Source organism: Histidinibacterium lentulum (genome assembly GCF_003789055.1).
In the GTDB taxonomy this organism is placed as follows: Bacteria; Pseudomonadota; Alphaproteobacteria; order Rhodobacterales; family Rhodobacteraceae; genus Oceanicola; species Oceanicola lentulus.
On record NZ_ML119097.1, the window covers coordinates 1 to 10,316 of the forward strand.

General features: G+C 60.3%; 8 protein-coding genes, 3 pseudogenes and 1 other annotated feature. Of the genes and pseudogenes, 7 read left to right on the forward strand and 4 right to left on the reverse strand.

The window, feature by feature from the left end:
* Window positions 1-97: transposase domain-containing protein (locus tag EAT49_RS20805; protein ID WP_148078744.1), on the forward strand; the 97-nt coding region annotated here is incomplete at its 5' end.
* 31 nt (window positions 98-128) lie between these two features.
* Here EAT49_RS20805 and EAT49_RS20810 read toward each other — a convergent pair.
* The 4 genes and pseudogenes from EAT49_RS20810 to EAT49_RS20825 form a co-directional block, all read right to left on the reverse strand.
* A pseudogene (locus EAT49_RS20810) lies at window positions 129-323 on the reverse strand (hypothetical protein); the annotation flags it as partial.
* Between the two features lie 17 nt (window positions 324-340).
* Complete coding sequence (locus tag EAT49_RS20815) at window positions 341-1,333, reverse strand: restriction endonuclease subunit S (RefSeq protein ID WP_123644199.1); 993 nt, start codon at window positions 1,331-1,333, stop codon at window positions 341-343.
* Window positions 1,327-2,754 (reverse strand): class I SAM-dependent DNA methyltransferase, encoded by a 1,428-nt coding sequence (locus EAT49_RS20820; protein WP_123644200.1) that lies wholly within the window; start codon window positions 2,752-2,754, stop codon window positions 1,327-1,329. The genes EAT49_RS20815 and EAT49_RS20820 overlap by 7 nt, the downstream gene beginning before the upstream one ends.
* Before the next feature lie 277 nt (window positions 2,755-3,031).
* Window positions 3,032-4,266, reverse strand: a protein-coding gene (locus tag EAT49_RS20825; protein ID WP_123644201.1) for an IS3 family transposase whose coding sequence is annotated in 2 segments (ribosomal slippage) — window positions 3,032-3,969 and window positions 3,969-4,266 — 1,236 coding nt in all. Because the reading frame shifts where the segments join, the coding sequence is not laid out codon by codon here.
* Window positions 3,860-3,976 (reverse strand) — a sequence feature (AL1L pseudoknot). It overlaps the preceding gene by 117 nt.
* 396 nt (window positions 4,267-4,662) lie before the next feature.
* On the opposite strand from EAT49_RS20825, the gene EAT49_RS20830 reads away from it, so the two are divergent.
* The 6 genes and pseudogenes from EAT49_RS20830 to tnpC form a co-directional block, all read left to right on the forward strand.
* Window positions 4,663-6,339 (forward strand): type IV secretory system conjugative DNA transfer family protein, encoded by a 1,677-nt coding sequence (locus EAT49_RS20830; protein WP_123644202.1) that lies wholly within the window; start codon window positions 4,663-4,665, stop codon window positions 6,337-6,339.
* Window positions 6,336-6,713, forward strand: a complete 378-nt coding sequence (locus EAT49_RS20835) for a hypothetical protein (protein ID WP_123644203.1) — start codon at window positions 6,336-6,338, stop codon at window positions 6,711-6,713. Before EAT49_RS20830 ends, EAT49_RS20835 begins: the two co-directional genes overlap by 4 nt.
* Window positions 6,714-6,740: 27 nt before the next feature.
* On the forward strand, window positions 6,741-7,448 hold the full coding sequence (locus EAT49_RS20840; protein ID WP_123644204.1) for a hypothetical protein: 708 nt from the start codon (window positions 6,741-6,743) through the stop codon (window positions 7,446-7,448).
* A gap of 120 nt (window positions 7,449-7,568) precedes the next feature.
* On the forward strand, window positions 7,569-7,916 hold the full coding sequence (locus tag EAT49_RS20845; protein WP_123644205.1) for a hypothetical protein: 348 nt from the start codon (window positions 7,569-7,571) through the stop codon (window positions 7,914-7,916).
* Window positions 7,913-8,932 (forward strand): annotated as a pseudogene (locus tag EAT49_RS21655) (recombinase family protein); the annotation flags it as partial. The gene EAT49_RS20845 and the pseudogene EAT49_RS21655, both read left to right, overlap by 4 nt.
* 519 nt (window positions 8,933-9,451) lie before the next feature.
* Window positions 9,452-10,291 (forward strand): annotated as a pseudogene (tnpC, locus tag EAT49_RS21385) (IS66 family transposase); the annotation flags it as partial.
* Window positions 10,292-10,316 lie beyond the last annotated feature (25 nt).

Below are 10,316 nucleotides of genomic sequence, written 5' to 3' on the forward strand. Positions count from 1 at the left end.
CGCGTATCTCAAGGCCACGCTCGAAGCGATCGCCAACGGTCACCCTCAGTCCGCCATCGACGATCTGCTGCCCTGGAACTTCAAGCCGTCAAGCTGAAACGCCTCGTGGGCAGCAGACGCCGCTTACCGAGCTTTTGCCCCTTGTGGATCAGCACATAATCAGCAGACAGTCCTTTGCCGCGCGTGCCGCCTGACTGGATGCGCCCAGGGCAGATGACCTCACGCCGAACCTTTGAGCCGTTCTGTCCCCAGCCCGCCGCCGCAAGGACGGGGTCTATGCGCTCAGCGCGGGTATCGGCTTCGGTTTCGTCGTGAATGCTCATCTTATCTACTCGTTACATCATGTTAACTCGCCCGCGAAGGCTTTCTGCAAAAGGGATTGGCGAAGGTCGTCTAGGTCAACGATCTGAGCCTTATATTGTGCGAAGGTTGCGTCGATTTGGGCACGCAGGCTAGACAACTTATCGACGATCTCGATCTGTTTCGTCAGATCGTTCGGCATGCGAACAGTAAGCTTGCTCCATTTGCCTTTGTTGATGATCGGCAATGTTGCTTGACCAGATCGACGAATGACGTCGGCCTGAAACTCAGGGGTGAGCATCTGATAATATAGGTATTCGCCACTAATTCCGTGTTTGGGAACAACGGCATTGATCTGTTGGTTTGTAGCAATCGGGCGATCACTATAGCCTGCCTTTCCAATGGTCGCGCCGATGCAAACCATCAAAGCGGAGCCAGCAGGAAGCACACGAGAAACGGACGCTCCCTGCGCGCTCAAACCTTGGTTATCATAGACGAGCGAGCCATCAGGCAAGAAATCACCAGGCTTCACGAAAGGCAGGTGATCCCCAAGGTTTCCCTTGTCTGACGTCTTTGGTGTCGATCCCGTGACCACCGAACCAAGATCAGAAAGTACGGTGTCATTCCATGAGATGGATTCATCTTTGAATGCAAACTGCAACGCACTACTAAACAACTCCCGCGCGTTTTGGAGGTTGGCTTCGGCGTGGGCGCGGGCGCGGGCCAGACCCTCGAAGGCCTCGTCCAGAACCGCAACAATCCGTTGTTGTTCATCGAGCGGTGGGAGGGGGATGGGAAGGCCTTCAATTCCAGCCTTGTTAATGGAGTCAAAAACCGCTCCAGCACTTCCTTTGATCGTTGGCTGCAACCATAACAGGGAATACCAAAGGAAATCGCGATCAAGCCCATCTTTAGCGCGGATTGCTGCTAGACCTCGACCGATACAGATGCGCTGAGTAGCCTCATTGATCGGCCCAACGGGAGCACGGACAGACATGAGAATGTCGCCGGGTTCCCCTTCTTTGGTTACCACTGATGTGCCGTCTCTGCATCCCGCGCCAGCATGTCGGCGATGATCTCTTCGGGGCTGCGTAGCGCCTCGGCCTCAGGCGCGTTGGGGTTCTTGACCGACAGATCGAAGGTGTTTTCGTCCAGATCGGCGCGGCCCACGATCCAGCTTTTCGGCCCATTCGGGCGGCTGCGTTGTAGCTCCACGAACTCCGCCAGATCGTCATCGTTCAGGGGGTTGGTCTTGCCCATGCTGCGCCCCGGATCGAGCTGATAATACCAGATGTCTCGCGTTGGTGCGCCTTTCTCGAAGAAGAGCACCACGGTTTTCACGCCTGCGCCTTGGAAGGTGCCTTGCGGGCAATCGAGGATGGTGTGCAGCTCCGCCGCCTCCAGCAATTCCTTGCGCAACGCGACAGAGGCATTGTCGGTGTTGCTGAGGAAGGTGTTCTTGATCACCACGGCGGCGCGCCCGCCTACCTTCAGCTTGCGGATGAAGTGTTGCAGGAACAGGTAGGCCGTCTCGCCCGTGCGGATCGGGAAGTTCTGCTGCACCTCGCGCCGCTCGCCGCCACCGAAGGGGGGATTGGCGAGGATAATGTCGTGCCGGTCCTTCTCCTGAATATCCATCACGTTCTCATTGAGCGTGTTGGAATGGATCAGGTTCGGGGCCTCGATTCCATGCAGGACCATGTTCATGATCCCGATGACATAGGCGAGGCCCTTCTTTTCCTGTCCGTAGAAGGTCTTGGTTTGCAGGGTCTCGTAATCGGACGCGGAGAGCTTATCGGTGCGCATGTAGTCATAGGCTTCGCAGAGGAAGCCCGCCGAGCCGACCGCGCCGTCATAGATCGTCTCGCCGATCTTGGGGGCGGTGACCTTGATCATGGCGCGGATGAGCGGACGGGGTGTGTAGTATTCACCCCCGTTTCGGCCTGCGTTCCCCATGCGGCGGATGCGGGTTTCGTAGAGTTGGGACAGTTCGTGCCGTTCGGCCTGGGTGTTAAAGGACAGGCCGTCCACGGCTTCGAGCACGTCACGCAGGATGTAGCCGGAGCGGAATTTGTTGCGCAGTTCAGTGAAGACTTCGCCGATCTTGTATTGGATCGTCTGCGGGCTGGTGGCGGATTGGCGGAAGGACGCGAGGTACGGAAACAGCTCCTGATCTACAAACTTGATTAGGTCATCGCCAATGCGGGCAGCGTTGTGGTCAAACTCACCGTCTTTTTTGGGAGCGGCCCATTTGTCCCAACGGAAAGCGCCGTCGATGATGGGGGTGTAGTCTTCGCCATCGAGTTCAGCGCGGTCTGCGCGCTCGGTTTCAAGATCGTGCAGGTATTTCAGGAACAGCACCCATGAGGTCTGTTCCACGTAATCCAGTTCATTGGCGATGCCTTCTTCTGCGCGAAGGTCTCGTTCAATCTTGTTGAATGCGTTTTCGTACAATGCGTGCTCCGTCCCTCGAAGGGTTGTGTTTTTAGCGACCTTAGCAGGCACATCTGGTACGTGCATCCAGAATCCGGATAGTGTGGGAGTTATCCACAGGGCTCGGATGGTGTTGTTGGATGGCTCGTGATGGTGTGCCGCGGTTGGTGGTGGCATCCAAGCGGCGGGCGGTAGGTCGGGGATGCAAGGGGCGCGGCACGACCCTGCTCGATGGGATGGGTCCAGGGCAAGGGTAGTGAAGCGCCCCGGGTTTCCGAGAGGCTTTTTCGTCTGTCAGTTAGGCAGCTTTTTCTATGGCGCTGGTTTCCGCGTGGAACGCCTCCTCCACTTCCTGCGGCGGCCGGTGGCCAATGGCGCTGTGTAGCCGCTCGGTGTTGTACCAGCTGACCCATTGCAGGGTCTCCCATTCGACCTGTGCCATGGATTTCCACGGGCCGAGGAAGTTGATGACCTCGGTCTTGAACAGGCCGATGATGCTTTCGGCCAGGGCGTTATCGTAGGAATCGCCGACGGTGCCCACCGAGGTGTCGATCCCGGCGTCGCCTAACCGCTCCGTATAGCGGATCGACAGGTACTGGCTGCCGCGATCGGAGTGGTGGATCAGTCCGTTGCCCTCCGCCGGGCAGCGCTGAGAGATGGCCTGGTTCAGGGCGTCGAGCACGAAGCTGGTGGTCATGGAGGTCGAGACGCGCCAGCCCACGATCCTGCGGGCGAAGACGTCGATGACGAAGGCGACGTAGACCATCCCCATCCAGGTCGACACATAGGTGAAATCGGAGACCCACAGCTGGTTCGGCGCCTCTGCAACGAACTGCCGGTTGACCTTGTCATCCGGGCAAGGCTGCGCAGGGTCGGGGTTGGTAGTTTTCTTCTGCCCTCGCACAACCCCTTGTAATCCGTGAAGATGCATGAGCCGCTCCACAGTGCAACGCGCGATGTCGTGCCCGTCGCGACGGAGCTGATGCCAGACTTTGCGGGCACCATAGCGCCCCCGGCTCTTGCTGTAGGCCGCCTTGATCTTCTCGAGGTCCACAGCGTCCTGCTTGGCGCGGTCCGAGGCATGCTCGGGATTGCGCGCGACAGCGGCATGGCGATGGAAGGTTGCCGGGGCGATCGGCAGAACACGGCAGATCGGCTCGACCCCAAAATCCTCGCGATGGGCTGCGATGAAGGCAATCATTTGCGGAACGGGCGGTCGAGCTCCGCCTGCGCAAAATAAGCCGAGGCCTTCTTCAGGATCTCGTTGGCCGTTCGCAACTCGCGGTTCTCGCGCTCCAGCTCCTTGATCCGCGCTTTCTCCTCGGTAGTGGAACCGGCACGCTCGCCTGCGTCACGGGCAACCTGAATGCACCAGGCGCGCAAGGTCTCATGCGAACAGCCGAGCTTCGAAGCGATCGCGCGATAGGCCGCGTTGTCGCTCGTGTAGTCGGACCGATGCTCGCGATACAGACGAACGCCGCGCTCGCGGAACTCGGCCGTGTACTTCGGGGTGGGCTTCTTCTTCGATTCCATAAGGGTCATCCTTCAAGAGTTTTACCCTCTCGGAAACCCGGGGCGCTTCAATATGCCCTTTGATCCATGGTTCGGTGCAGGTGGAGAGGGACGTCTCCAAGCCCTGCGAGTGGTTGACCGGCGATACGGTCTGCTGGCTCTGGAACGGGCTCAATGCCCTGGAAGAGCCACAGGCTGGGGGATGCAACGGGGGCGCGCAGCGGCCCCCTTGCCAAGATGTGTTGTAGTACAACACACATCTTGCGGTCAGTCTTAGCGGCAAAATGTAGTACATTCAGATACTTGTATTACACGGGTGCAAAATAGTCGGCAAGCCGCCCAACTTTTTTATTGAAACGGCCCCTGCCACAACCAACCCTTCAACTACAGCAGAACAATTTATCGAAGGATGGTGCCATGCGCTCGCAGCGGCCACCAAATCCGCTCGGCCACATGCTGGTCGGCGGCCTGATTGCTGCTGGCATATGGCAGCTGCTGGTCCCTCTGGACTCGCATAGCGATCCGGTGGCGGTGTTTGCGCTCGGCTTCCTGTTCCTCGCGGGCGTGCTGCTGTTCGGCCTCGGCATCCTCGACTTGCTCCGCGTCCTGCTGCTCTGGGCTGCGCGCCGGAGGGCAGAAACCCCGACCGGCATCTTCGGCGAAGCGGCGTTTGCCGATCTGCGGGATTGCGCGGATAACGGCATGACCGATCCCGAGGGCGTGTTCCTCGGCGCTCTGGACGGCGTGCCGCTCTTCTTCAATGGCAAGGCGCATCTGTTGACGGTCGCGCCCGCCCGTCAGGGCAAAGGCACGAGCGTCGTCATCCCGAACCTGCTGCACTATTCCGGCTCGGTGTTCGTCACCGATCCGAAAGGCGAGCTAGCGGCGATCACGGCCCGTCACCGTAAGCAGACCTTCGGGCATGAAGTGATCTTCCTGAACCCGTGGAAGCTGAACGGCCTGCCATGCGACCGGTACAACCCGCTCCAGCCCCTGATCGACATGGCTGCCGATCCCCGCCGTCACCACGAGCTGGGCGATGCGGCGCGGGCCAAAGCCTTCATGCTCGAACCGGAGCCGGAAGGCGGCGACAAGAACCGCTTTTTCCGTGACGGCGCGCGCAACATCCTCGAAGCGATGCAACTGCATCTTGCCACGCGCGGCAGACCGGAGCGCTGCACGCTGCCCGAGCTGTGGAGGATGATCAAGGACACCAACCTGCTCGGCCTGACGCTGGCCGACATGGCGCAGTCCGACGCACTCGATGGCGTCGTCGCGGCCTATGGCAGCGAGCTTCTGAAACAGTTCGAGGAAGGCGCGCGCCAGTTCGAGGATTTCCGCAACGGGGCATCGAACGCGCTTCAGGTCTTCCGGCCTGGCGGGCCACTGGCCGATGCCGTGTCCAGCACCGACGCCCGCTTTGAAGACCTCAAGGCTCGTCCCACGACCGTCTATGTCATGATCCCCGCCGAACGGATCAGCGATTACGGCATGTGGCTGGCGCTGGTCTCGCGGCACGCGATCAACGCGGTGACGACACAGCGCAGCAATCAGCGCGTCCTGTTCCTGCTCGATGAATTTGCCAACATGGGCAAGATCGCGGGCTTCGCCGAAGCGTTGACGCTGCTTCCAGGCTATGGCGTGCGCGTCTGGGTCATCGTGCAGGACCTTTCGCATCTGGCGCAGGTCTATGGCCGCGATACCGCGAACATCATCCTGAGCCAGTCCGAGGTGAAGCAGTTCTTTGCCGTGCAGGACTTCGACCTTGCGCAGCGGCTTTCGCGTCTGCTCGGCGAGCGCTCGATCATCACGCGCAGCTACAATCTCGGCCAGCGCGCCGATGACGAGATCGGCGTCAGCGCGTCTGAACGCGGCGTGCCGCTCATGCTGCCGCCCGAGATCATGACGCTGCCTGATGATCGTCAGCTTCTGTTCGTCAAGGCCGCGCCGCCCGTCCTCGCAGCAAAGGCGCGCTATTGGGATGTCGCGCCGTGGCGGGACTGGGCCGATCCGAACCCGATGGAAGGCGATCACCCGCGCGGCGGCAAGCCCGTCTTCCGCCTCCGCTACTCCGGCACAAGGAGCAAGTCATGACCAAGATCAGAGTTGAAGTCGTCAGCCGGAAGCCGCCGCGTCCGCGCAAGCGCACGGCGGAACCGTCGAAGCGCCAGACAACCCTTGAGGGGCGGCGCAGCATTGGCGACCGCATCTTTAGCGCGCTGCACTGGCTGCTGCGCCGGAGCGTTGCCGCCTGGCTCTGCGCTGCCGCGCTCGCTGTCACCGTGACCTACGGCACGCCGCATGTGCTGGTGACGTATAGCTGCATCGACGGCGGGCGCTGCTTTGAATGCCGGTATTTCGGAATTCAGGGGATGCGTGACCAGCTCGGCTCGCAATGGAATTGCCCCGTCTTTGTGATGATGCCCCTCGATTGGGCTCCGCTGATCAGAAAACTCAAGAACGGATAAAGGCCCGCAAGAAGAAAGGATAAAACCATGAACATTCTGGACCTTAAAAAGCATTGGCTCGATGGCGAGCCCCGTATCGAACGGGATGGCAACGGCACGCGCATCAAGGCGGCGCATCGGCTGCCGTCGAGCGGACACGAACAGCGGATCGCCTTCTGGCTGATCGCGCTCTTCCTCGCCCTGTATGTGCTGATTTCCGAATACGCGCCGGACATGGTTTCCGATCCCGAGGCGAACTTCCTGCTCGAATTTGCGGCCTTCGTGGTCATGGCGCTCTCAAATGCCTTCGAAGCGCTGGCCGAAGTTGCGCGCGCACAGCCTCAGGACGTGCCGCTCGAAAATCTGCGCGGGTGGATGCTTGCACTCTACTGCATAGGCGGCGCGTTCCTGTTCCTGAATTTCGGGCCGTACAGCCTCTACACGTGGCTGGCCGACCGCGAGCACGTCACCATCATCGTTGACGATGATCAGGTGAGTGTCCGGCACAGTGTCCTTCGCTTCCCGAAGCGGATTGCGCGCGAGGCCGTCGAAGATGTGCTGATCCTGCCCAACCATCGCACCGGCCATGATGTGATGCTTCAGCATGAAGGCGGCCTGACGCGACTAGCCAGCGTCCATGGTGACCTCACGCGGCCCACGCTGATCAAGCACTGCGTCGAGCGGGCGCTCGACGCAGGCGGATCAATCCGGAGCGAAACGGACAGTCGCGGACCCAAAAGGATCGAAACGGGCTAAAGCCGCGATCATTGCGGCTTCGCAGCATAGAAATAACCCGCCTCTTTCTGCGGAAATACCGAAAAATACGGTAAAATAAAAAGAGGTGTTGGTGTGGAAAACCAGAGATCGGAGAGACCGATGAAACACTATACCGATGCCAACAAAACGGCAGAGATGCTGGAAGCCTTTTCGGCTTCGGCACGTCCGACGCTCAGTATCGATGTCGCCAAGTATCAGGAATATCTCGACGGGTCCGATCTGACGCCGGAGCAGAAGGAAGAGTTTCTGCGCGCCGTGTGGAGCATCGTCGTCACCTTCGTCGAGCTGGGCTATGGCGTTCATCCGCTGCAAGAAGCCTGTGGAAAAGATTGCGATGCGGACGGTCAGCCTCCCGCTCGGGCCTTCGATGCGGTAATATCGAAGGATCAGGAAACAGCTAAACCCTTTGAGAAGCCTGCTCCGCCAGGCAAGCCGGAGGTCAAATGACAAACAAAAACAACGATAAAGAGATCACGCAGGCGGTCATTTACTGCCGCGTGTCCAGCACGCGGCAGAAGACCGAAGGCGGCGGGCTCGACAGTCAGGAACATCGCTGCCGCCAGTACGCGGCAGCGCAAGGCTACAATGTCGAAGCGGTGTTCCCCGACGACGCCTCGGGCGGTGGCGATTTCATCAAACGGCCTGGCATGGTCGCGCTGCTGAGCTTCCTCGATGCGCAGCCGGACAAGAAATACGTGGTCATCTTCGACGATCTCAAGCGGTTCGCGCGCGATACGGAATTTCACATCAAGCTGCGGCGTGAATTCCAGACGCGCGGGGCGCGGATCGAATGCCTGAATTTCAAGCTCGACGACACGCCGGAAGGCAAGTTCGTCGAGACGATCTTCGCCGCGCAGGGCGAGCTAGAGCGGGAACAGAACCGCCGTCAGGTGATCCAAAAGATGAAGGCGCGTGTCGAGAAAGGCTATTACGTCTTTCATCCGCCAGTTGGCTATCGCTACGCAAAAGATCGCGTGCATGGCAAACTGCTGTTTCGAGATGAACCCGTCGCGTCCATCGTCGCGGAAGCTTTGGAGGGTTATGCCAGCGGGCGATTCAGTTCTCAGGTTGAAGTGAAGCGGTTCCTCGAATCTAAGCCCGATTTCCCCAAAAGTGGCGCAAATGGCTATGTCCATCCGAGCAAGGTCAAGGATATGCTCCAGCGCGCCGTTTATGCGGGCTACGTGGATGCGCCGAACTGGGGTGTGTCCCTACGCAAAGGGCATCACGAGCCGCTGATCAGCTTTGCCACATACGAGCGCGTCCAGGCTGTGCTGAGCGGGAATGTTTATGCTCACGCTCGCAAGGACATCAACGAAGATTTCCCGCTGCGCGGGTTCGTGCTCTGCGACGACTGTGGCGAGCCGATGACCTCCTGCTGGTCGAAGGGCCGGAACAAGCACTATCCCTATTACCTGTGCGATACGCCGTCCTGTGCGTCGAAGCGCAAGTCGATCCCGCGCGCCGATATCGAAGGCGGTGCGGAAGCGCTCCTGCGCTCTCTACAGCCCGCCAAACAGCTCTATGAGCTGGTGCGGGCGATGTTCATCGACGCATGGAACATGAAGCTGACGCAAGCGCGGCAGGAGCAAAGCACGCTCGCAGCGCAGATCAAGGACATCGAAGGTCAGATCGAGGCGCTACTCGACCGGATCGTGGATGCGACCAGTCCTTCGGTGATTCAGGCGTATGAGAAGCGGATCGACAAGCTGGAGCGTGAGAAGATCAAGCTGGGCGAACAAGCGGCTCTGAAGGTGCCGCCAAAGGGACGCCTAGAGGAATTTATCGAACACGCCCTGACGTTCCTCGGAAACCCTTGGAAACTCTATGAAAACGGCGAATTTGCGTTCAAACGCACGGTGCTGAAACTGGCTTTCGCAGAGCCTCTGCGATACAGCCGCGATAATGGTTATCGAACCGCTAAAACCACCTTTCCATTCAAGGTGTTAGCGGACATTTCAACCCAAAAAAGCGGGATGGTGGTGCGGGTGCTCGATCGCGCCAGGCGGCTCGAGGGGCTGGGCAAGGGCGTGAAGGAGGGCCGGATCTGGGCCTACCTCCGGGATGACCGACCGTGGAGCGGGACCGCGCCGCCGGGCGTCGCCTACTTCTTCTCACCGGACCGGAAGAGCGTGCATCCGCAAGGCCACCTGGCCGAGTTCTGCGGTGTCCTCCAGGCGGACGCCTATACGGGCTTCAAGGCGCTCTATGAGCCTGATGCCACCGGTGCGGTTCGCATCCGCGAGGCCGCATGCTGGGCACACCTGCGCCGGGACTTTCACGATGTCTGGACCGGCACCAAGTCGGAGATCGCCCGAGAAGGGCTGGACCGCATCGGCGCGCTCTACGACATCGAACGCGAGATCACCGGCTGCTCCGCCGAAGAGCGGCGGCGCGTCAGGCAGGTCCGTACGCGCCCGCTTGCGGAGGACTTCAAGGCGTGGGCGGAGACCCAGCTCGGCCGTGTCTCGGGCAAGAGCGCACTGGCCAAGGCCTTCCGCTACGCGCTCCGCCGCTGGCCCTCCTTCATGCTCTTCCTGGAGGATGGCCGTGTGGCCATCGACAACAACCCGGCCGAGCGCGCGATCAAGCCCGTGGTCATTGGTCGGAAGAATTGGCTCTTCGCCGGGGCTGATGCCGGAGGCGAGACCCTCGCGGAGGCCATGACGATCATCGAGAGCGCAAAGCTCAGCGGCCATGATCCCGAAGCCTACCTCGCCGACATCCTCGCCCGGATCGGCGACCACAAGATCAACCGCCTCGACGACCTGCTGCCGTGGAACTGGGTGCCGCTCACTCAGGAGGACAAGGCCGTCGCCTGAGCTGCGGTCCTAACCGGCCGGTTAC

Excerpts from the sequence above, each read along its gene's own strand:
- EAT49_RS20845 (WP_123644205.1), top strand. The coding sequence starts at position 7,569 with ATGAAACACTATACCGATGCCAACAAAACGGCAGAGATGCTGGAAGCC.
- EAT49_RS20835 (WP_123644203.1), top strand. The coding sequence starts at position 6,336 with ATGACCAAGATCAGAGTTGAAGTCGTCAGCCGGAAGCCGCCGCGTCCG.
- EAT49_RS20840 (WP_123644204.1), top strand. The coding sequence starts at position 6,741 with ATGAACATTCTGGACCTTAAAAAGCATTGGCTCGATGGCGAGCCCCGT.
- EAT49_RS20830 (WP_123644202.1), top strand. The coding sequence starts at position 4,663 with ATGCGCTCGCAGCGGCCACCAAATCCGCTCGGCCACATGCTGGTCGGC.